Raw genomic sequence first — 22,012 nt, forward strand, 5'->3', positions numbered from 1 at the left:
TTATAAACAGAAGACTATCAGGGAATATGATTCTGGCATTGATTGGAACTTGTTCTGTTTTATGATAATTTTATGAAGCTCATCTCCGGCGATATCATTCCGGAAACAATACTAACAACCGAATTGTAACTAAACCTGATACAATGAAAAAAAATGTTTTTAAATGGATTGGAGCGGCTGCTTTGGTAGCATTGTATGCCTGTGGTGGCTCTACACAGAAAGAGAAGAAACAGGAGAGTGCCTTTACCGGTGCTGCCGGAGAAGTGAAGCTTTTGGTGCTCGATCCCGGCCACTTCCATGCCGGCCTGGTACAAAAGACCATGTACAAGCAAATCTCGCCCGACGTTCATGTGTTTGCACCCGAGGGGAGTGACGTTCAGGCTTACCTGTCTCAGGTGGAAGGCTATAATAACCGGGCTGAAAATCCAACTTCGTGGAATGAGATCGTTTTCACCGGATCGGACTTTCTGCAGAAAATGCTGGCAGAAAAACCGGGAAATGTGGTTGTTCTGGCCGGGAATAATCAGGCAAAAACAGAATACATCAGTCAATCGGTTGGTGCCGGTTTAAATGTGTTGGCCGACAAACCGATGGTCATCTCGCCGCAGAAATTTTCGGAGTTAAAAGCTGCTTTCAAAAAAGCGGAAGAGAAGGGCGTGTTGTTATACGATATCATGACCGAACGGTACGAAGTTACGACGCGACTGCAAAAAGAACTGTCTCGCCTTCCAGATATTTTTGGGGAACTTCAGAAGGGAACTCCTGATGAACCTGCCGTAGTGGAGGAGAGCGTTCATCATTTTTACAAGCGCGTTTCCGGGAAACCGGTGCAACGGCCAGCCTGGTTTTTTGATGTAGAGCAGCAGGGAGAAGGCTTGGTTGATGTGGGAACGCATTTGGTCGATTTGGTACAGTGGACCTGTTTCCCCAATCAGGCATTAAAGTCTGAAGACGTACAGATATTAAAGTCAAGCCATTGGCCGACGCAGCTTACAGCGGATGAATTTGAAAAAGTGACCGGTATGCCGGATTTTCCTTCTTACCTCGAAAAGTACATGGTGGAGAACCAATTGGAGGTAATGGCCAACGGCGAAATGACCTATCAGCTGAAAGACGTCAACGTGCGGGTGAAAGTAGAATGGAACTACGAGGCGCCCGAAGGAGGAGGTGACACACATTATTCGTTTATGCGGGGTAAGCTTTGCGATTTGGTTATCCGGCAGGGTGAAGAAGAAAATTATCAGCCAACCTTGTATGTTGAGGCTCACGCAGATGTCGATTTGGGAACCTTTGCCGGTAATTTGGAAAAAGCTGTGATTCAGGATATGCCGATAACCGGTTTGTCGTTGGAGAAAACCGGAGACCGTTCCTGGAAAGTGGTTATTCCGGACCAATATCGGGTTGGGCATGAAGCTCATTTTGCCCAGGTAACCGAAAAATATTTGCAATATCTGCTGAAGGGAAAGTTACCTTCTTGGGAAGTTCCGAATATGATTACAAAATATTACACAACAACGGAAGGCCTGAAAATGGCCAGAAAAATTGAATAGTGATTCGTTGAAGAATATAACAGAGGGCATCCGAAACGGTGCCCTTTTTTAGTCGTTACGGGTGGTCACCAGGAAGCGAACCAATTTGGCATAGAGTTCCGCCGGGTTGATAGGTTTCGTCATAAAGTCATTCATTCCAACACTCTGTGCTTTACGCCGGGTTTCGTCCATCGTAGCGGCCGACAGTGCGATAATCGGAATCTTCTGAATTTTTTCATCCGATAGTTTCCGGATGTGTAGTGTTGCTTCCAGGCCATCCATTTCCGGCATTTGAATATCCATCAGAATCAAATCGTATGTATTGCGACTGATCTTTTTCAGTGCCACCAGGCCGTTTTCTGCCCGGTCGATGGTGAGGTTCCATTTTTTGAAAAGCTGAGTGGTGAGGTAATAATTAATGTCATTGTCTTCCACCATCAACACTCTTTTATCTGAAAAATCGACTGCCTCTGCTGTGTCCGCCTGGCGTTTCTTTCGTTTATCCTGCATGACGAGTTCCGGCGGCACTTTTTCGAATCGTAGTGTGAACTGGAAGTCCGAACCTTCGCCTTCTTTGCTTTTGACAGCTATATTGCCACCCATTAAATCGACTAAGCGCTTGCAAATGGATAAGCCCAGTCCTGTACCTCCGTAATTTCTCTGCGTGCTGACATCGGCCTGGGTGTACAGCTTGAATATTTCCCTTATTTTATTTTCCGGAATACCGATACCTGTGTCCTTCACCGAAAAGTTCAGATGAACGTAGTGCTCGGTCTGTTTTTCGGTTGTAATCGAAATTTGGACCGACCCTTGTTCTGTGAATTTCACCGCGTTGCTGGTCAGGTTATTCAATACCTGTGTTAACCGGGTTTTATCACCTTTGATCCAGCGGGGAACATCTTCACCGATTTCGGATAATAGTTCCACCTCTTTCGGCTTGGCTGATGGCCCGAAAGCGCCTGTCAAATCTTCCACCAGACCAGGAAGGTCGATAATGGTTTTCTCCAGTTTAATTTTTCCTGCCTCTATCTTGTTGAAATCAAGCAGATCGTTAATGAGGAACAGGAGATTTTCCGCTGAAAACTTGAGTGTATGCAGGTTCTTCAGCTGCGATTTGCTGGGCTTTTGATCGAGGAGTAAGTCTGTCAATCCGATGACTGATGTGAGTGGTGTGCGTATTTCATGTCCCATGATGGACATGAATTCTGCTTTTTCCTGCATAGCTTGTTCCGCTTGTTGTTTGGCTATCCGAAGATGCTCGTTCAGTGCCAGCTGCTGCAGTATGATGCTGGCCTGGTGGAGTAAGGGTTCAATCAACTCTCGCTCGAGTGGAGCTGCGCTTTCCTGTTTCAGAAAATGAATACCGCCGTATATCGAGCCTTGTTGTACAATTCCTGCCGAGTACACATCGGTAATGGACAGTTTTTGTTCCAGTTTACTGGCTAGTTCCTCCGGAAGATTCTGCCGGGTGATGGACGACCAGCCATCTTTGTGTTTTTGTACCCGGCTGTGGGATAGAAAATTCTGAATGTCGCGTGTCAGATCAAATTTCTTCTGAAACAGATTTTCTCCAAGTTCTTCACTTACATTGTCAATCACTCTGTCGGGGATGCCGGTAATGGCATGAATGTTATAACTTTTGTCTTTCTGGTCAACTTTTAAATATACAGCAATATATCCCGGAAGGTGAGGTTTCAGCATACTTTCCAGGTAATTGAATACTTCATCTGTGTTGTTCAGTCGGATGAAATGCATCGCCGTACGTGCCAGTACAGTTATCTTTTCGCGGATAGCACCAACGCGGCGTTCACTCTTTTTCTGGTAAGAAATATCGAACAGGATGCTCAGAAAATTTCCTTTTTCACCGATTACCTCACTCAGCAAATGTGAATGGGCCAGCACCGGAATGATACCCCCGTTTTGGTGAATAAATTCCAACTCAACAGGACAGAATTCCTGTCCCCTGGCCATTGCTTTTAATCGGCAGTGTAGTTTTTGTTTGCTTTTGTCGGTAAGCAGATCGAATACGTTTAACTGCTGTATGGGATAATTCGGGGAGACCGCCAGCTTTTTGTATCCCATCTTATTCAAATGAACAAGCTTTCCTTCAGCAGTATATTGCATGTAGATCTCCGGAAAATCTTCCAGCAAGTCAATTATTGAAGGCTTTTGGGGTGTTGTTTGTGACTTGGGGGTAAAAGGTTCAATACTAAGAAGGTTCAAGTCATTGTACCTGATTCCCTGAATTAGCAATATCTTATTTTCAGTTGAGCGAATCAGCTGTTTAGCTTGACCATTATCTTCCAACTGATTGGAAAAATGCTCGTAATCGGCCGGAGTGGCAAAAAAAAGATCGACCTTTTCGGGAATTTCTCCGAAAAGTTGGCGGACCTGCGGCGTATACTCAACAATTTCTCCCTGCCAGGTTTCAATCAGCAAGCCGATTTGTGTATGCGGGGTGCCATTTACTCTTTGTCCGGGGGAGACATTCTTCTGTTGATTTTTCATCGCTATTTAGTTCGGTATAATAATTTACAAAATGTTTCCGACCTGTAAATGCGACAGTTACAGAATTATCCGGACAAGTGTGTTGATAACCTTTATTCCCGTAAAGTTGAAATTTGAAGAGGTGTTTGGCAATCTGTTGATATTCAGAAGTAAGAAGGAGAGGGGAGTATCTGGAAACGTAATGAAAACAGAATCCGACCTGTTTAAAAAAAGCAGATCAAAAGAAACTTATTATTCTCCTGATCTGCTTGGAAAGGCTTTTATTGTTCACTATCCGGATACATGACATTTTGGATTTGACGCCATGTAACCAGTTTGATATTGTTTTCTTCGAGAAGAGCTTTCATCTCGTCACTGGTCATCAGGTCATAATCGTTTTGTCTCCACTTCGCACCAAAGTCATCATGATGGATCATGACTGCCCGGCTCTCATCGTTGTCGTATGCCAGATGGACGATGATTTGATTAAGGCCCGGCTGCATATTTTCAATAAACTCCCGGTAGGGCTGTAGCCAGTTCCCTTCTGCAGGCGCTTGATTCAGCATGAATAAATGGTCGACCATGATATTCTCTTTGGCAATCTGTTCCAGAAATTGCGGAGCTGCTGCGTGCAACATATCTTTGGGAATTAGCACAGGAATTCGGTATTCGTGTCCCAACTTAATTAGTATCTGATAAAAAGCAGGGTTTACCATAACCGAACCCATATGATTATCGAGATGAGTAGGGTGGATTCCGAAAACTATCGCACGGTCGATTTGGGCACGCATTTCTTTCTCCACTTCCTCTGGTTTGGCATTTGTTTCAAATGCTTCAACCGTCGGATAAAAGTAGCCTTCTTTATTTTGTAAACTCGGTACCAAATCGTTCGATGTTACAGGTCCGAATTTGAAATTTTCCCATTCGGACGTTAGCGTGAGATGGATGCCAATATCTACTTTGGGATTGTTTTTCGCGAAAGCGGCTATTCCCGGGAACCACGGACAGGGGACCATAATGCTTCCCGAGGTAATTCCTTTCTTTTCAAACGCACTGATGACTGCGGCGTTGGTGCTGTGAGACAAGCCCAGGTCATCGGCATGGATGATTAGCAATTTGGCATTTTTGTCGTAGCCCAGTTTTTCGGCCAGATTTGGAGTTGATTGTGCGAAGGTTCCGGATGTGCTCACGAAAAGCATGAGCAAACCACCCAGCAGTGTCGTTAGTTTCATGATGTTGTTCGTTAGTTTTCGGTTCTGAAATTACAAAAAGGGAAAGGAATTTTGACAGTATTTATGGAGAAACCAGCATGTTTGTTTTCCGGAGGTACGGTGATTTTAAATCAGATCACCGCTCTCGTACGGAAGATTGAAAAAGAATAAGGCGCCATCCTCGTTATTCCTTTCCAGCCAAATCTCTCCACCAAGCATTTCAACATATGCTTTCGATATGGCCAATCCGAGACCAGCTCCTTCGTGGTTTTTGGTGCGGGTTTGTTCAGCCTGGATGAAGCGTTCAAAAATTTCGTCCTGCATTTCTTTTGGAATACCAATGCCGGTGTCCTTCACGTAGAAAATTATCCGGTTGTCTTTAATGGTGTAACCAAAGTTAATTTCGCCCTCATGGGTAAATTTAAGGGCGTTTTTAATCAGGTTGGTTAAAATCTGGTATAACTTCAGTTTATCGGTGTTAATTTGAATGGAAGAATCATTTTTCCGGTCGCTGGTATAATTGATTTTAAGGCCCTTCTTTTCGGCTTCGGGCACAAAGAAATCGAGCAGCTCTTTCATCACCTCTTCTACGTCGACCTGCTGCTTGTAAATGGTCACCTCTCCGGCTTCAATTTTGGAGATATCGATCAGGTCACTGATGATGGTCATCAGGCGGGTTCCACTTTCGTGAATAATCCGAATGTATTCGAGGCGTTCGCTGTTGGTTTCCGATTCCTGCAACAGCTCCGAAAATCCGAGAATCCCGTTCATGGGAGTCCTGATTTCATGGGACATATTCGCCAGGAAGGCGCTTTTCAATCGGTCGCTTTCTTCGGCTTTGTCCTTTGCCAGCTTGAGATCGCGGTTGTATTGTTCAATTTGTTTGTGGCTGCGGGCCAGTTCCAGTTCGGCTTGTTTGCGCTGCGTTATGTCGATAATTGTTCCGATATAACCCACCAGTTTCTGGTGCATGTTGTATTCCGGGATGGTCATTCCCATTACCCAGACAACTTTCCCATTAGGCCTGACGAAGCGGTATTCTGCCTGTGAGGGTTGTTGGTTTTCGACACTGATATTCCAGTTGTATTTTACCGTTTGAATATCCTCAGGCATAACCGCCTTCAACCAGCCGTATCCTAAAGCTGATTGCTTGTCGATACCGGAGAGCTTGCACCACTGTGGATTGACATAGATGGTTTTTCCCTCTGCATCGGTGCGAAAAATACCTACCGGCGAATGATTGACCAGTGTATGGAATAGTCGTTCGCTTTCCAGTAGTTTCACCTCCATTTCCAGATGTTCGGTAATATCGTTAGCGAGAATCAGTTCTGACGGACGATGCGAAAACTCGATTCTTCGTGTGAAGGTTTCCATAAAAGCCACTTGGCCGCTTTTCAGCAAGAAAGGACGGATGTGCACATGGTGAAATTTCGAATACTTTTTCGAGGTTTCTTCCATAATGCCTGCCGAATTGTCTTTCGGTTCCAGGTCCGCTATCGTAAGTTGAGAAAATTCCTTTTTGGAATAGCCGAATGTTTTGATGGCAGCATCGTTGGCGGCTGTAATTTTTTGGGTTTCGAGGTCGTACAGAAATACCGGTTGCGGGTTTTCTTCAAACAGTAGCTGGTAATTATTTCCGATTTCTACGATTTGTTCCTCGGTTTCTTTAAGCTGGGTGACATTCGTGGCGGTTACTAAAATAGCTGATTTTTCCTGCCAGGTAAAATCACTTAGCGACAATTCCAGCCAGACTTGCTTTCCTGATTTGCTGATGCTCTTGACAATCGTCCGCGTTTCGATATCATTTTTGTCGAAGTTTTCTACAATATCCGACAAACACCGGTATTCAGTTTGCTTCTTTCGGGCTACTTTAATGCACTCGGTTTTCGACATCAGTTGTTTCCGGGAGAACCCCAGGACTTCTTCCAGGGCATGGTTGGCATAAACCACTCGTTCACCGGCGATGATGATAATTCCGGACGTCGTGGTTTCCAATAAGGCAACGAAACGTTTTTCCGATTCCTGCAGTTTCCGGGTACGCTGGTTGACCCTTATTTTCAGGAATATGGAAATGAGCAGAACAATGACGCCCAGGCCTGAAACCAATAACAGAATATTGAGATAGAAGTCGGCATTGTGTTGAACGATTTGGATATCGCTGTTACTTCGCACCCATATTTCATAGTTTTGGTCTTGAAGAGGGCTGTCGTCCCGCTGCGCCACAATACCGGTAATCTCGATAACGTCGCCTTTTCTGAAGTGTTCGACCAGCGATTTGTTGAAGTCGCTGCTGAATACCTTTATCTGTTGTTTTCCATTGTCGTATTCCAGTATCAAAAAATCTCCCCGGTTACCTCGTCCTTCGTTGACGATGCGAGCTTTCAGGTTGACAAGCCTCCCCTCCATTTGTTCGAGTGACTGAGTTACCAGTTTCATCGGCTGTAAGATTCTTCGATGTAGCGAATCGAGCATGGTAACTTTGGATGAATCTATCTCGGTTAGTCCCCAATAATGACCTATTTTTCCATACACAGCAATGCTGTCGCCTTCTTTTACCGGAAAATCAGGGAAGTTGCGGTTGTAGACAACTATTCCACCGGTGGAATCCTGGAGGGCAATGATCATCTGGCTTTTCATGAGTAGTCCGGAAGGAATCGTAACGCGCCCCCTTACTTCGACCCACTGTCCGAGACGATCAGGGATGAAGTTGCTGTCTCGGTCGGCTCTGGCTTCACCAATGGACATAGCTTTTCGTTCAGTTTGTGAAACTGCCGGCTCAGAGTAGACGGTGAATGTCAAAAGCAGATAAACTAATATCAGAAGCCTGTTTTTCAAGTACTAATGGAATTTCGGTAGAGGTTTGCTATTGTTTTCCCGCTTCGTTAACGGGTAATGGCTTTTAAATGTTTAGTTCCAGTGATTTTTGTACCAATGGTTGTGCTTCGTTTTTCGGGTTATGTTTTATAAGTTATGTATAATAACGGAATGTCAAAGTAGTTTATTATCTGTTGTAACAACAATTTGTCTTAAAAAATAAGGGTTACAGCGCGCAATGGCTACTGCAACCCTTTGTTCAATTTTGTTGAGTTTGTTATTTATTTTCCGGCACGTTCTTCCAACTGTTTTCTCTTCAGTGTGATGAGATGACCGATGGGTTTTTCGTTCCGGTAGGTGACTACCCGCAAAGTAATTGGGCCATTCGGTAGTTCAACGGGACCGGTATATTTCGGACAGAAATTGTCAGGCATGGTATCGTCGATGGTGTAGTAAATTATCAGGTCCGGTATTTCAGTGCTCATTACCAACATCAATTTGCCGTTTTCTTTTTGGGTGGTGATTTCAGCATCATAAACCGCTTTGGAATAATTCACTTCAGCAACATCGGAACGCGAAAACTGGTTCTCCATACGTCGGGCAAAATCGTTCCAGTTTTTGGCTGATTTGGGAGACCAAAAAACTTCAGATAATGCCCAGGCACGAGGGTATGTCATGTAATCCACATACCGGAAGGTCGGGGTTTGTTCTGTCCACAAATTACCTTGCCCTCCAAGAATATACTTGGGATCGACGCCATCCGGCACCGGCTCGAAGCTGTAAGCTTTCGATACACGCAGATTGGCGTAAATGGGCGGGTCAACGGTTGGGTCTCCCTGGCAGTAATCAAGATAGGCGTAGGTGGTAGGAGTCATCACCACTTCGTGTCCCATTTTGGCTGCTTCGATGCCGCCTTTCATTCCACGCCAGCTCATTACGGTAGCATTGGGGGTAATTCCGCCTTCGAGGATTTCGTCCCAACCTAACAGACGTTTTCCTTTCGATTCGAGGATTTTCTCCACACGGTTCATGAAATACCCCTGAAGTTTTTCCACATCGGTAGTCTTCAGCTTTTTCATGAGTGCCTGACAGCCCGGATCTTTCTCCCAAAAACCCTTATAACACTCGTCGCCGCCAACATGAATGTATTGATTGGGAAAGAGTTCAGCTACTTCGGTGAAAACTTTGTCCAGGAATTTGTAAACATCTTCGTTTGCCGGGTCCAATGTATTGTCGACAAACATTTTGAACGTTCCGTCATCGTACCATTTGGCAAAACTTGAGCCCGGATTTACTTTAACACTGGTGTCTTTTGTACAAGAAAGTTCCGGGTAGGAAGCAATGGCCGCCATACTGTGGCCGGGGACATCTATTTCCGGAATAATGGTTACGTAGCGGTCTTTGGCATATTGGATGATGTCACGGATGTCATCCTGGGTATAAAAACCGCCTTCGGTTGCTTTTTCTCCGGGTTTGGGCGCTTCACGATCGCCGAAGTGTCCGTAACGTTTTACCCGCCAAGCACCCACTTCGGTGAGTTTGGGCAGCGATTTGATTTCGATTCGCCATCCGTTGTCATCGGTCAGGTGCCAGTGGAACGTGTTGTATTTGAACCGGGCCATCTGGTCGATGTATTCTTCGACTTCTTTCTTGGTAAAGAAATGACGGCTGACATCGAGCATTAAACCACGCCAGGCAAACCGTGGGTAGTCGGTGATAGAAACAGCTGGAACATTCCAGTCGGCATTTGTTTTTACTTTGCTTTCAATTTCTTTCGGGAAGAGTTGCAGCAGGGTTTGCATTCCATAGAACAGTCCGGCCGGTTTATTGGCGGAAATGACTATATCTTTAGGGGTTACATTCAAAGTGTAACCTTCATCACCCAATGTTTTATCTGCTTTTTTGTTCAGATTGAATTGGATCGTCCCATTGCTGCCTTTTTCTTCTTTCAGGTCGAAACCGGTTGGAGTGTTTAGTTTTGATACCAACATGTTGGCTACATGTTTTGCATCATCGGCATTGTAGGAAACGGAAGAGCCGGGTGTTAGGGCATAAAATCCGTCCGCAGGAACCACGTCAACCGGTTCCGGGATCAGGTTCAGACTGTTAGTCTGTCCGTTGACCGTCGCAACAGTCCAGACAAGCACCAGGAAAAGCAAGTTTTTCATCATTTTTATTTAATGGATTAATATTCAGTTGAAGATTAGGTCTGCGTTGCCGAAACGTGACAACGTTGCCGATAAATATAGAAAATGTTCATAACGATCATAAAGGTTTTAGAAAGGTTCTTGTTATTCCGACAATTTTCAAAAAAAGCAATTGACGCAAATTGTTCTAATGGTTTGGCCTTAAATCTTTCCTAAATTTTGGGCCGGGTAACTTATCTTTTCTTCCAGTTTTGTATTTTAGGCGGCGCTTTGGGTGGTCTTCCATTCGGTAAGCTGTTTTTTCGGGTAACCGGAAATAGTTACAAATGAAAAATTTCGTTTTCCATGACAGATATTATTAAATCCATTATCCTCGGAATCATTGAAGGGATTACCGAATTTCTGCCAATCTCGTCTACCGGGCATCTCATTATTGCGAATCAGTTCGTAACATTCGAGGAGAGTTTCACCAACATGTTCGATGTGGTGATTCAGTTGGGTGCCATCCTCTCAGTTATCTACTATTTCCGGAAGGAGATTATTCCCAAAAGCCTTAATATATCAGAGAACAAACGCATTTTTGATATTTGGTTCCGGGCTGTTGCCGGCGTGGTGCCAGCCCTGATTTTGGGTGCCGCATTTGGTTCCTACCTCGAAGAAAAGTTGTTCAATCCGGTTGTGGTTTCAACGATGCTGATTATTGGAGGTCTTGTCCTGATTTTTATTGACCGGAAAGACCGGCCTTCCCGTTTTCATGATGTCGCTACGATGGATTACAAAACGGTTTTGCTCATTGGTTTGATTCAGTGTATGGCCATGATTCCCGGAACATCCCGTTCGGCGGCCACCATCATTGGTGCCATGTTGCTGGGAGCTGACCGGAAAACGGCAGCTGAGTTCTCTTTTTTCCTGGCCATCCCGACCATGATTGCTGCGTCCGGTTACTCGTTGCTGAAGCATCATGCTTCGTTAAATAGCCACGACTTGCTTGTGTTGGGAGTTGGTTTTGTCGTTTCCTTTATTGTGGCATTGCTGGTCATCGCTTTCCTGATGAACTTTATTCGGAAACACACTTTCCAGAGTTTCGGTTACTACCGGATTGTGCTCGGAGTAGTCATCCTGGCCTGGATTTTTCTCTGGTAAATCAAACTTCTTTTTCAACTAAAATATTCACCCCGTTTCCTTTTCATTTTTGATGGGGGATTCGGGGTATTTTATTTCTTTTTCGTTTCTTCAATTTTTATTGGAATTTGGTTCCAATTGGGCCGAAAATCCTCTGATTTTTGAAAAAATTTCAATTCCGGTAACCTGCTCGCAACGATACCTCTACAGCAATTTCCTGCCTCTCCAAACGGCGCTGCTTATGGCTAACTGCCGAATTATTAGTAAATTTGCATTGTTTTTATTCAATTGACCGGTTGAAAATCGACCAAATTACCGGATTCAAAATTGCCTTTCATCAGTGCATGAGTATTGCATTCAGAAATAAGAAAATCTAAAATTTATGATCAAAAGGAAAAAGCCTCTGATTCTGTTTAAGTACGGCGGAAATGCTATGACCGATGATGAACTGAAGAAGCAGGTGCTGGAGCACATGTGTTCATTGACGAAAAAGGGCTATCATGTGGTCATCGTTCACGGCGGAGGACCTTTTATTAAAGACATTCTGGGTAAAGTGGGCGTTGAGTCGGAGTTCATCGACGGTCACCGCAAAACCACTCCCGAAGCCCTCAAATATGTTGAAATGGCTTTGAAGGGCGAAGTGAATGGAAGCCTGGTCAGTCTGGTCAATCGTTTGGGATACAAAGCGGTTGGCCTCTCCGGAAAGGACGGAAAGATGGCCATTGCGACCAAACGCCTTCACCGGAAGATGGTTGATGGAAAATGGAATAGTTTCGATTTGGGGCAAGTGGGAGATGTAAAACATATCAATCCGCAGTTGCCCGAACAGTTGCTGAATGAAGGGTACATCCCGGTTGTTACCTGTATTGCGTCGGATGAAGAGGGAAACGACTACAACATCAACGCCGATATGTTTGCCGGTCACCTGGCCGGGGCATTACATGCTGAGCAGTACATCGTGTTGACAGACGTGGACGGTTTACGGATGGACAAAGACAAACCGGAAACGCTTATCGACAAACTGCATGTGGCGGAAATTCCGTCATTGGTTGAGGATGGTGTTATTCAGGGAGGAATGCTTCCGAAGATGGACGCCTGTCGCATTGCACTGGCTGACGGAGCCGGTTCAGCACGTATTATTAACGGAACCCAACCCGAACAGATATCAGACCTAATCGGGAAAAACCCGGTTGGCACAACTATAATCAAATAATCATGACGTTAAAAAACAATCAGGCGTATCATGACGTCGATCAGAAGTATTATTTACAAACTTTCAGACGATATCCGATTGTTCTAGAGAAAGGAGACGGGGCAACCGTCTGGGACGTGGAAGGTAACCGCTATGTGGATGCTTTGGCTGGCATCGCGGTGAACAACGTTGGACACAATCATCCCAACGTGGTGAATGCCATTCGCGAACAGGCCGGGAAACTCATTCACATCTCCAATTTCTACCTGAGCCGGCCACAAGCGGAGCTTTCGCAGAGGCTGGTAGAAATGTCCGGCCTCGATCGCGTGTTTTTTAGCAACAGCGGTGCCGAGTCGGTAGAAGGAGCGATTAAAATTGCCCGAAAATATGCTCATAGCAAGGGACATGGCGGAACAGTTATTTCCATGAGCGGTTCATTTCATGGCCGGACACTGGCCACCATTGCCACGGGTAAAAAGGCGATGCAGGAAGGATTCGAACCCATCCCGCAAGGTTTTACTCAGGCCACTTTCAATGATATTGAGTCGGTTAAAAAGCTGGTGGATAACGAAGCCGCTGCGATTATCGTCGAACCCATCCAGGGAGAAGGTGGAATCAACGTAGCCGAAAAGCAGTTTATTACGGATTTGCGCGCCTTGTGTGACGAAAAAGATCTGGTTCTCATCTTCGATGAAATCCAGTGTGGAATGGGACGGACAGGCCGTTGGTTCGCGAAAGACTATTTTGGCGTACAGCCCGATATTATGACACTGGCCAAAGGACTTGGCGGCGGTGTTCCGGTAGGAGCCATCCTCTCGAATGAAAAAGTGAGCCAGGCGCTGAACTATGGTGACCACGGAACCACGTTCGGTGGAAACCCGTTGGCTTGTGCCGCTGCCCTGGCGACCATTCAGACCATCGAAGAAGAGAACCTGTTGAAAGCAGCCGTGGAAAAAGGAAAATGGCTGAACGATAAACTGTCGGAATTGAATGAACCTTCCATTAAGCAAATCAAAGGAAAAGGGTTGATGGTTGGTGTTGAATTTGATTTCGAAACGAAGCCGCTCGTGGCTGAAATGCTGAAGAATGGTGTGCTGGCGAACGCCACCGCCGGAAATATTCTGCGTTTGGTACCGCCGTTGAACATTACTTATCCGGAGCTCGAAGAGGTGCTCAGGGTGTTGAAGATTTCGTTAAAAAACTTGAGAGAGCATGGGTAAGAAAAAAATAGGTATCATAGGAGCCACCGGATATACCGGCTCCGAACTCGTCCGCATTCTCGTTAACCATCCGGAGGTTGAGATTGCGTTGATTACTTCCGAAAGCCGCGCCGGCGAAAAATTCTCAGATATTCATACTTCCTTTCGGGGAATTGTTGATATCGTACTGCAACCCGCTTCGCAATTGGAAAAGACTGACCTTGACCTGGTTTTTCTGGCATTACCGCATGGTGTTTCCATGGATTTTGTCAAAAAATATCATCAGAAGCCTTTCAAAATCGTAGACCTGTCAGGTGACTTCCGGCTCGATTCCCCCGAGGTGTACCATGAATGGTACCAGAAGGAGCATGTTTATCATGAGGGCTTCGACAGCGCCGTATTTGGTTTACCGGAATTGAATCGTGAAAACATTAAACAATCCGAATTGGTGGCCAATCCGGGATGTTTCCCCACGACGGCCATTTTGGGACTGGCTCCGCTACTGAGCGAAGGAATGATTGAAAGCCGAGGAATTATAGTGGACTCCAAGACCGGCGTTACCGGGGCAGGAGTGAAGCCGAAAGAGGTGACGCATTTCCCGAATGTAAATGATAATTTCAAGGCTTATGGCCTGAAGAAACATCGCCACACCATTGAGATTCAGGATACACTGAATAAACTTTCTTCGGAAGAGGTTAGCCTGCAGTTCACACCGCATCTGCTGCCGGTCGACCGGGGAATTTTATCGACCATTTACGCGCGTCCGTTTAAGGAGATGACGACAGCCGATCTGAATGCATTGTATCTGCGGTATTACAAAGGTCATCCTTTTGTGCGGATTACACCGGAAGCACCGTCCATTAAAGATGTGCGGGCATCGAATTATTGCAATATTTTCATAACTTTCGATGAGCGAACCGGCAACATCATTGTTTTAAGTGCGATTGATAATCTGGTGAAAGGAGCTGCGGGCCAGGCAATCCAAAACATGAATCTCATGTTAGGACTGGACGAAACTGCTGGACTGAAGCAAGTTCCTGTAAATCCGTAATGAATCTTTTAAATCAATTAATCTAAAATCTTTTCAGGCATCTGTTGAAAACTAGTGCCAAAAGAAAAAACATAAGATGGAGTCAAAACAACGAAACACAATGATTAAGAATATTACGAATGTAAGGGGAATCAAGTGTTGGGGGGCGCACATCGGTGTGAAGTCGATGCGGCGTGACCTGGCCCTTATTTATTCGGAAGTGCCTGCCAGCGCAGCTGCGGTTTTTACGCAGAATCAGGTGGTTGCCGAGCCTATTAAGGTATCGCGCAAACATATTGCCGACGGCAAGGCGCAAGCCATTGTGGTAAATGCTGGAAATGCCAATGCCTGTACCGGTGAGCAAGGTCTTGCCGGTGCTGAAGCCATGGCTGAAACCTATGCTAACGAACTGGGAATCGACAAGGATTTGGTACTTGTTGCATCGACCGGAATTATTGGCGAACCTTTCCCGACCGATGATATTGTGGAAGGGATTAAAGAAAACGTCGACAAGTTGACGAATAAGTCGAATGCCGGCTCTTTTGTAGCTAATGCCATCCTGACAACGGACACCTTTGCCAAAGAGGGGTTTATCGAGTTCGATGTAAATGGTTATGAAGTCAATCTGGGGGGTATCGCCAAAGGTTCGGGTATGATTCATCCGAACATGGGGACCATGCTGTCATTTTTGGTAACCGATGTGGCTATTGAACCTAAGCTATTGAAGCGCCTGGTGAAAAAAGCGGTCGATCGTTCATTTAATATGATCACTGTTGATGGCGATACTTCGACCAATGACATGGTTGCTGTATTGGCTAACGGAATGGCTGGAAACGAGATGCTGACCAAAGAGAAAGATCCGGGTTGTAAGGTATTTTACGAACATTTGGAAAACATGATGATTCACCTTGCCAAGCTGATTGTTTCGGATGGAGAGGGCTCATCGAAGTTTGTGCAGTACCAGGTTACGCATGCTCCTGATGAGTTGATAGCCCGGAAGTTGGTTAGGACGATTTCGGACTCATCCCTGGTAAAAGCAGCGATGTTTGGTCGCGACCCAAACTGGGGACGGATTATTTGCGCAGCAGGAAATGCAGGTGTTCCTTTCGATTATGAGAAAGTGGATCTTTACCTGGGAGACGAAGAAACGCAGATTAAGGTATTGGAGAAAGGCGCTCCACAGGATTATGATCGCCATTATATGAAGAAACTTCTGCGGGAATCACACATCTATGTTAAGCTTGACCTGAACGACGGACGTGCTACCGCAACTGGTTGGGGAAGTGATTTGACCACAGATTATGTATTATTCAACTCAGTATATACAACCTAATCGAGAAAAGGCAATCCGTTACATATAAACAAGACTTTCCCTCTGGCATTTCTGTCAGGGGGATTTTTTTAGCTGGTTTGTACCTGGATCGTCAGCATCAGGATTCCTAACACAAGATAGACGATGCTCATCAGTCTCGATAAAGATTTTTCACTGATTTTACTTGCCTGACGGGCGCAGAAGATGCCCGTGAAGATAGCGGCCATCGCAATGGTCATTCCTGCCGAAATGTTAACGTTACCCATGCTGGCATGACCAATAACTCCTGACGCAGCTGTTAAAGACATAATCAGAATAGACGTTCCCAGTGCTTTGTGAATCGGAAATCTGTTGACAAACAGTAATATCAGCAGAATATTGGTTCCGCCGCCTGCACCCATAAAGCCAGTCATGAAACCGCTGCCACCTGCCAATAACACTCCTGCTATGCTTCGCCAAAGCGGAATGTCAGGAATTTCGGAATCTTGTCCGTCACTGTCGTCCTGGTGACGATCGCGACGAATACCATTGATCCAAATAACGATAGCAAGAATAATCAACAGGGACGCAAAAGAGGAACCTAACCCATGGTCAGGGATTTTATCGGAGAAACGTGCCCCTACCAATGCCATGATAATGGAAGCCAGCGCTACAAAACCACCCGACTTCATATCGATATTACCATTCTTGTAAAAAGTGTAAGCAATGGCCAATGGTGTCAGCACATCTACCACGAGACTGGTACCAATCGCTTCGTGGATGGTAAATTTCAAAAGGAGGTGGATGAGAGGAACCACAACCATAACGCCTGAGGCTCCGGTGAGGCCGGTAACAAGACCGGTAAAAATGCCGATGATGATCAGAAAAGCAATATCCATCAGATACTTATAGGTCAAAGAGACATTCGTATGCTCTGTAAACATAAGCATTCTGTCAGGTAAATAAAAATCGGAATGATGGATTGTATGGCTAAAACCTTGAGCCTTACCCAATGAATGCTTAAATTTGACGAAAACGGATTGTTATGAAGCTTCGGGAATTAATGATGAGGAATCGCAGCTACCGGCGATTTGTTGAGGAGTTCCGGATCGACCGGAAAGTATTGCTTGATCTGGTTGAGCTAACACGGTATGCCGCTTCCGGAAGGAATGCACAGCCATTGAAATATAAGCTTTGCCATGAACCTGAAGTGAACGAAAAGGTTTTCGAACACCTGGCATGGGCTAGTTATCTGACGGATTGGCCTGGCCCAAAAAAAGGAGAGCGTCCATCAGCTTATATTATTGTGTTACTCGACCGGGAAATTGCAGAGCAGTGTTTTTGTGATGATGGCATTGCCATGCAGAATATCCTACTCGGTGCTGTCGATAAAGGATTGGGCGGATGTGTCCTAAGAGCTGTTCACAAACCGGCATTGCGCGAACTCTTTCGAATTCCCGAACGGTATGACATCATGGATGTTGTTGCACTCGGAAAGCCCGCAGAGGTTATACAGATTGAAGATGTAGGAGAAGACAACGATACACGTTACTACCGTGATGAAGACGGCGTACACCATGTTCCGAAACGTTCACTGTCGGATCTGGTAATCGACTAGGCAGTAAAATTCTATTTCAATTTATCCTTGAAAACTTTTCGGAATTTTTCCAGTTTTGGAGTAATAACGAGCTGACAATAAGGTTGATTGGTGTTGTTTTCGTAATAATCCTGGTGATAATTCTCTGCTGGGTAAAATGACTCGAACTTTGTGATTTCTGTTACAATCGGGTTATCCCAAATACCGGCACTGTTCAGCTCTTGCTTGTATTCTTCGGCCAACTCTTTCTGTTTTTCGTTGTGATAGAAAATAACCGATCGGTATTGTGTTCCCACGTCGTGCCCCTGGCGATTCAGCGTAGTTGGATCATGTGTTTCCCAGAAGACTTTGAGTAATTCCGGGTACGAAATGACCTTGGGATTATAGATAACCTGAACACATTCTGCATGCCCGGTTTTCCCGGTACAAACTTCCCGGTAACTTGGGTTCTTAACCGTACCTCCTGAATAGCCGGAAGTGGCTTTCTTCACACCTTTCAGTTCGCTGAAAATTGCTTCGCTACACCAAAAACAACCTTCACCAAATGTCGCAGTATCGTATTCAGCTTTTTCATTCATATCCGATGCTTTCTTTTGGGGCTGTTTGCTATGATTTTCATTTTTTGGAAATGAAAATGAAGCAATGATTCCCGCTAAAACGATAACGGGAATAAACCGTATGTAACGTGACGTTTTCATGTACCGGATTGTACGATGCTTCAGTTTGAAAGTTTCCGGTTACTGTTATGAAAATAGGCATCGAGAATGGCCAGGTAACGCTGTTTTTCTTCCGGAAGGAGGAAAGCCGACTCAAAAGAATTTCGTGCCAAACGGTACAAATGGTCCTTGTTCAGCTCAAGTGCTTTGGTAACGGCCAGGTAATTCTCGTTGACGTATCCTCCGAAATAAGCGGGATCATCTGAGTTGACAGTCACTTTCAGCCCTTTGTCCAGCATGGTTTTCAGCGGATGGTCGGCCATGTCTTTTACAACTTGCAACTTCAGGTTCGACAATGGACAAATGGTTAGCGGAACTTGTTCTTCTGAAAGCAGGGCAACCAAATCATTGTCCTCCAGACTCCGGTTACCATGATCAATGCGGGAAACGCTCAATCCCTGGAGAGCGCCCCATACATATTCGGCAGGACCTTCTTCTCCTGCATGGGCAACCGTTAGAAATCCCATTTGCCGGGCTTTGTCAAATACCCGTTCGAATTTCTCGGGTGGGTTACCTTTTTCCGACGAATCGAGACCTACTGCGATAATTTTATCCCGGTAGGGAAGCGCTTCATTCAGTGTTTCGAAAGCCGATTCTTCTGAAAGATGACGCAGAAAACTCATGATAAGATTGGACGAAACGCCAAGTTCTTTCCGGCCATCGGTCAGTGCATCGATAATCCCTTCAGCAACCAGTTGAAAAGGAACTCCACGCGAGGTATGCGTCTGTGGGTCGAAAAATATCTCGGTATGAAGTACTTTATTGTCATATGCTTTTTGCAGGTATGCCCAGGTTAGGTCGTAAAAATCCTGACGGGTTTGTAAAACATTAGCTCCTGCATAATAAATGTCAAGAAAATCCTGCAGTTGGGTAAACTGATATGCATTCCGTAGCTCTTCCACTGAGGCGTAAGGTAATTTCAGCTGGTTGCGCTCAGCAATTTTAAACATAAGTTCAGGCTCAAAACTACCTTCAATATGCAGGTGTAGCTCGGCTTTTGGGAGATTTTTAATAAACTGTTCCATCCGTAAAATTAACGATTCTTGACTAACTCGGTCTGGTTGGTCATTCATCATAACGTATAACCGCGCAAGAGGTTTCAATGCTGCATGCAGAAAATTCTCAAATGGAAGCTATTTGCTTCATCTTTTGCGTGTTTTCGTTGACTTTGTTGAATGCTTGCCGTAAATTTAAGAACTAACAGATTAAACCGAAATATTAATTAGCGTTCTTTCGTATAGACCAGATTAAATAAAAGGGTAACGAGATCCCGGTGACGTTCGTTTTTTATTCAACTGTATGATGCGATAAGTTTTGGGCAATTTATTACTTCCTGTAGTTAATTGAAACAGTTTACTCACTGTTTGCAGCTTAATTAAGTTATTGGCGATTACGTCCCCAGGTCTTTCGTTCCCTTTTATTTTTTTACATATAAATACTCGTTTTCAGTGAAACTGAATATTTTTTGATTGTACTCAAGGCAGACAATCTTTTTTGTTGATTCTTTATTCTATTCCGGCATAAATCCTGTCAGATTTCTTTTTGAAAACGAATGGAGATGGAGTGTGTTTGACAGGCTTCGTTTCTCTTTCAGGGGGAGGAGAGTTTTTTCCGGTAGCCTGTCTGTACTTTAATAGTATGTGGAAAAACTAACGATTACTTGTGATGACGCGATTGAAGTATCAATTTACGCTGGATGATATGCCCCTGGTAGCTGAGTATATTTATCAGACTTATCAGCGGGACCATGATGACTTTGAGCATTATTCGTCCGATTTTAATCAGGAGTTTGAGGAAGCACTTGAAGAAAGGATAAATGCCATTCGGGAGTTGCCGGATTTGGATTTGTTTGACAGAAAAGTGGCTGAAAAGCAGAAGAAGTTATTGATAATGACCGGACACCTTCGTCCGTTGCTTAATATTACAGAGATGTATTTGCGTTCATCAAATGATGTTAGCAAAGAGCACGATGACGAATATGGTAACATCAGTTTGTTACGTGACGGAATATCTGAGAAACGTTTTTGGGAAGTTCAATCAGGAATTTCCCGGTTGATCCGGTATATCAATCTGCATTTGCCTGAACTAACAGAACGTGGATTTCCGGGCCGAATTGTTGACGACTTCCGGTTGTTGTCTGAAAACCTGCAACGTATGGAGGTCGATTTGGCCGAAACCATTCATGAAAAAGAGGTTAGTACAAGCGAAAGCGTTCGTGCCGAAAATGATTTATGGGAGGCGCTGGAGGATATTTGGAATGCGTGCCCAGAGGTGTTTGCGAAAGTTCATCCCGAAAAGGCGAGAGATTATCTGCCGGAAGAGATCAAGCGTCACATTCATCCCAGATCATCGCGGAGGATTATACAATAGAAACTTTAAGAATAACAAGGAACAAGGCTGTCTGGAAAGGCAGCTTTTTTTCTTTTTATACTTTCAGTTCTTCTCCTTCCGATTTGGCGATAATGACCGCACCGCACGAGTCACTCCAAACATTGGTTGCGGTTCGGAACATATCCAGTATCCGGTCGACCGGAAGAACCAACGCAATCAGTTCAAAAGGCAATCCCAGGACATTCAGCAAGATCGTGATAATCACAAGGCTGCCCATTGGGATGGCAGCCGTGCCAATACTGGCCAGCAGAGCCGTGATTAGAATAATGAACTGTTCTTTTAAGCCCATGGCGGCTCCCTGTGCCTGCGCGATAAACATGACGACGGCGGCGATGTAGATGGCAGTGCCATCCATGTTGACCGTGGCACCAATCGGCAGCGTGAAATTGGTAATCTTTTCCGAAACACCCGAATTTTCGTGGGTGTCGTTCATATTCAAAGGCAGCGCAGCAGCCGATGAAGCAGTGGAAAAAGCCGTCAACAAAGGTGTCGTCACATTTTTCATGTGCTTAAACGGCTTTGCCCGCCCCACAAATTTAACCAGTAGTGGCAGCGTGATAAAAGCGTGAATGAACAGCGCGACGAGGACGGTCAGCATAAAGGCTCCGAGCCGGTATACCAAATCGCCAAAATCTTTTTGGTCTGCAACTACTTTTACAATCAAACCAAACACTCCGTAAGGGGCCAGCTTAATGATGAACATGGTAATCTTCATGAACAGCTCGAAGCCGGAAGTAAACAGGTCGACCAACAGTTGCCGGTGCTGACTTCCCAGTTTGGCCAGGAATATCCCAATGATGATGGCAACAAAAATGATGGACAACAATTCGTTGTCGACCATTGCTTTGAAAATATTGTCAGGAACAATGTCAATGAGCGTTTCGCTGAAACTTTTGTGCTGAATCTGCAGCTTGTCAACATTCTCAATCGCTGTAATATCTACACCGATACCCGGTTTTACCAGATTGACCAGGATTAAACCGGTCGAAATAGCCAACATACTTGTTACTACATAATATGCAATGGTTTTTAAACCAAGTCGGCCAAAATTTCCATGCCCGCCAATGCTGGATATCCCCGAAATAATGGAGGTGAGAATCAGTGGGATGACAATCATTTTCAGTAACCTGAGAAAAATATCACCCATCCAGCTCACATAGGGAACTACGGGTTTGAAAAATATACCAACGATAACTGCAAGTACAAGAGCAATCAGAATTTGCCAGTGGAGGTCTATCTTTATTTTTTTCATAAACTACAGGTTATGCACAGCGATAGGCGCGGCA

At 44.9% G+C, this 22,012-nt stretch carries 16 protein-coding genes; 8 read left to right on the forward strand and 8 right to left on the reverse strand.

What is annotated here, in order from left to right:
- The first annotated feature begins 143 nt into the window (after positions 1-143).
- Positions 144-1,550, forward strand: coding sequence for a putative oxidoreductase C-terminal domain-containing protein (locus GJU87_RS04185; RefSeq protein ID WP_153638351.1), 1,407 nt, complete (start codon positions 144-146; stop codon positions 1,548-1,550).
- Positions 1,551-1,598: 48 nt separating this feature from the next.
- On the opposite strand, the gene GJU87_RS04190 is transcribed toward GJU87_RS04185, so the two are convergent.
- The 4 genes from GJU87_RS04190 to GJU87_RS04205 all read right to left on the reverse strand — a co-directional run bounded on the left by GJU87_RS04190 (position 1,599) and on the right by GJU87_RS04205 (position 10,212).
- Positions 1,599-4,037, reverse strand: coding sequence for an ATP-binding protein (locus GJU87_RS04190; RefSeq protein ID WP_153638352.1), 2,439 nt, complete (start codon positions 4,035-4,037; stop codon positions 1,599-1,601).
- Positions 4,038-4,297: 260 nt separating this feature from the next.
- A complete protein-coding gene (locus GJU87_RS04195) occupies positions 4,298-5,248 on the reverse strand; it encodes a polysaccharide deacetylase family protein (protein WP_153638353.1) in 951 nt (316 codons plus the stop codon).
- Between the two features lie 105 nt (positions 5,249-5,353).
- Positions 5,354-7,972 (reverse strand): PAS domain S-box protein, encoded by a 2,619-nt coding sequence (locus GJU87_RS04200; protein WP_153638354.1) that lies wholly within the window; start codon positions 7,970-7,972, stop codon positions 5,354-5,356.
- Positions 7,973-8,322: 350 nt separating this feature from the next.
- Positions 8,323-10,212, reverse strand: a complete 1,890-nt coding sequence (locus GJU87_RS04205; protein ID WP_153638355.1) for a beta-N-acetylhexosaminidase — start codon at positions 10,210-10,212, stop codon at positions 8,323-8,325.
- A gap of 321 nt (positions 10,213-10,533) precedes the next feature.
- Between GJU87_RS04205 and GJU87_RS04210 the strand changes: the two genes are divergently transcribed.
- The 5 genes from GJU87_RS04210 to argJ all read left to right on the forward strand — a co-directional run bounded on the left by GJU87_RS04210 (position 10,534) and on the right by argJ (position 16,064).
- Positions 10,534-11,331 (forward strand): undecaprenyl-diphosphate phosphatase, encoded by a 798-nt coding sequence (locus tag GJU87_RS04210; protein ID WP_153638356.1) that lies wholly within the window; start codon positions 10,534-10,536, stop codon positions 11,329-11,331.
- A gap of 361 nt (positions 11,332-11,692) precedes the next feature.
- Positions 11,693-12,523, forward strand: coding sequence for an acetylglutamate kinase (argB, locus tag GJU87_RS04215; protein ID WP_153638357.1), 831 nt, complete (start codon positions 11,693-11,695; stop codon positions 12,521-12,523).
- A 2-nt stretch (positions 12,524-12,525) separates the two neighbouring features.
- Entirely contained in the window at positions 12,526-13,722 is a 1,197-nt protein-coding gene (locus GJU87_RS04220) for an aspartate aminotransferase family protein (protein WP_153638358.1), read from the forward strand.
- Positions 13,715-14,752, forward strand: a complete 1,038-nt coding sequence (gene argC, locus GJU87_RS04225; RefSeq protein ID WP_153638359.1) for an N-acetyl-gamma-glutamyl-phosphate reductase — start codon at positions 13,715-13,717, stop codon at positions 14,750-14,752. Before GJU87_RS04220 ends, argC begins: the two co-directional genes overlap by 8 nt.
- A gap of 100 nt (positions 14,753-14,852) precedes the next feature.
- Positions 14,853-16,064 (forward strand): bifunctional glutamate N-acetyltransferase/amino-acid acetyltransferase ArgJ, encoded by a 1,212-nt coding sequence (gene argJ, locus GJU87_RS04230; protein WP_153638360.1) that lies wholly within the window; start codon positions 14,853-14,855, stop codon positions 16,062-16,064.
- A 68-nt stretch (positions 16,065-16,132) separates the two neighbouring features.
- Here argJ and GJU87_RS04235 read toward each other — a convergent pair whose 3' ends face one another.
- The gene (locus GJU87_RS04235; RefSeq protein ID WP_194831436.1) at positions 16,133-16,966 is read right to left on the reverse strand and encodes a sulfite exporter TauE/SafE family protein; all 834 of its coding nucleotides are present in this window, start codon (positions 16,964-16,966) and stop codon (positions 16,133-16,135) included.
- A gap of 101 nt (positions 16,967-17,067) precedes the next feature.
- Here GJU87_RS04235 and GJU87_RS04240 point away from each other — a divergent pair, with 101 nt between their 5' ends.
- Positions 17,068-17,640 carry a nitroreductase family protein gene (locus tag GJU87_RS04240; RefSeq protein WP_153638362.1) on the forward strand — a complete coding sequence of 191 codons (573 nt, stop codon included), beginning with the start codon at positions 17,068-17,070 and terminating at the stop codon, positions 17,638-17,640.
- A gap of 11 nt (positions 17,641-17,651) precedes the next feature.
- On the opposite strand, the gene msrA is transcribed toward GJU87_RS04240, so the two are convergent.
- Together msrA and GJU87_RS04250 are read right to left on the reverse strand one after the other, a co-directional pair.
- Positions 17,652-18,197, reverse strand: coding sequence for a peptide-methionine (S)-S-oxide reductase MsrA (gene msrA / locus GJU87_RS04245; RefSeq protein WP_228491857.1), 546 nt, complete (start codon positions 18,195-18,197; stop codon positions 17,652-17,654).
- Between the two features lie 140 nt (positions 18,198-18,337).
- Positions 18,338-19,411 (reverse strand): adenosine deaminase, encoded by a 1,074-nt coding sequence (locus GJU87_RS04250; protein WP_308788933.1) that lies wholly within the window; start codon positions 19,409-19,411, stop codon positions 18,338-18,340.
- 589 nt (positions 19,412-20,000) lie between these two features.
- Between GJU87_RS04250 and GJU87_RS04255 the strand changes: the two genes are divergently transcribed.
- Positions 20,001-20,705 carry a hypothetical protein gene (locus tag GJU87_RS04255; protein WP_153638365.1) on the forward strand — a complete coding sequence of 235 codons (705 nt, stop codon included), beginning with the start codon at positions 20,001-20,003 and terminating at the stop codon, positions 20,703-20,705.
- Positions 20,706-20,760: 55 nt separating this feature from the next.
- Here GJU87_RS04255 and GJU87_RS04260 read toward each other — a convergent pair whose 3' ends face one another.
- Positions 20,761-21,978, reverse strand: a complete 1,218-nt coding sequence (locus GJU87_RS04260; protein WP_106542138.1) for a dicarboxylate/amino acid:cation symporter — start codon at positions 21,976-21,978, stop codon at positions 20,761-20,763.
- Positions 21,979-22,012: the final 34 nt, after the last annotated feature.

It is taken from the genome of Prolixibacter sp. NT017 (assembly GCF_009617875.1).
Lineage (GTDB): Bacteria > Bacteroidota > Bacteroidia > Bacteroidales > Prolixibacteraceae > Prolixibacter.

Excerpts from the sequence above, each read along its gene's own strand:
- GJU87_RS04185 (WP_153638351.1), top strand. The coding sequence starts at position 144 with ATGAAAAAAAATGTTTTTAAATGGATTGGAGCGGCTGCTTTGGTAGCA.
- GJU87_RS04190 (WP_153638352.1), bottom strand. The coding sequence starts at position 4,037 with ATGAAAAATCAACAGAAGAATGTCTCCCCCGGACAAAGAGTAAATGGC.
- GJU87_RS04195 (WP_153638353.1), bottom strand. The coding sequence starts at position 5,248 with ATGAAACTAACGACACTGCTGGGTGGTTTGCTCATGCTTTTCGTGAGC.
- GJU87_RS04200 (WP_153638354.1), bottom strand. The coding sequence starts at position 7,972 with ATGTCCATTGGTGAAGCCAGAGCCGACCGAGACAGCAACTTCATCCCT.
- GJU87_RS04205 (WP_153638355.1), bottom strand. The coding sequence starts at position 10,212 with ATGATGAAAAACTTGCTTTTCCTGGTGCTTGTCTGGACTGTTGCGACG.
- GJU87_RS04210 (WP_153638356.1), top strand. The coding sequence starts at position 10,534 with ATGACAGATATTATTAAATCCATTATCCTCGGAATCATTGAAGGGATT.
- argB (WP_153638357.1), top strand. The coding sequence starts at position 11,693 with ATGATCAAAAGGAAAAAGCCTCTGATTCTGTTTAAGTACGGCGGAAAT.
- GJU87_RS04220 (WP_153638358.1), top strand. The coding sequence starts at position 12,526 with ATGACGTTAAAAAACAATCAGGCGTATCATGACGTCGATCAGAAGTAT.
- argC (WP_153638359.1), top strand. The coding sequence starts at position 13,715 with ATGGGTAAGAAAAAAATAGGTATCATAGGAGCCACCGGATATACCGGC.
- argJ (WP_153638360.1), top strand. The coding sequence starts at position 14,853 with ATGATTAAGAATATTACGAATGTAAGGGGAATCAAGTGTTGGGGGGCG.
- GJU87_RS04235 (WP_194831436.1), bottom strand. The coding sequence starts at position 16,966 with ATGTTTACAGAGCATACGAATGTCTCTTTGACCTATAAGTATCTGATG.
- GJU87_RS04240 (WP_153638362.1), top strand. The coding sequence starts at position 17,068 with ATGAAGCTTCGGGAATTAATGATGAGGAATCGCAGCTACCGGCGATTT.
- msrA (WP_228491857.1), bottom strand. The coding sequence starts at position 18,197 with ATGAATGAAAAAGCTGAATACGATACTGCGACATTTGGTGAAGGTTGT.
- GJU87_RS04250 (WP_308788933.1), bottom strand. The coding sequence starts at position 19,411 with ATGATGAATGACCAACCAGACCGAGTTAGTCAAGAATCGTTAATTTTA.
- GJU87_RS04255 (WP_153638365.1), top strand. The coding sequence starts at position 20,001 with ATGACGCGATTGAAGTATCAATTTACGCTGGATGATATGCCCCTGGTA.
- GJU87_RS04260 (WP_106542138.1), bottom strand. The coding sequence starts at position 21,978 with ATGAAAAAAATAAAGATAGACCTCCACTGGCAAATTCTGATTGCTCTT.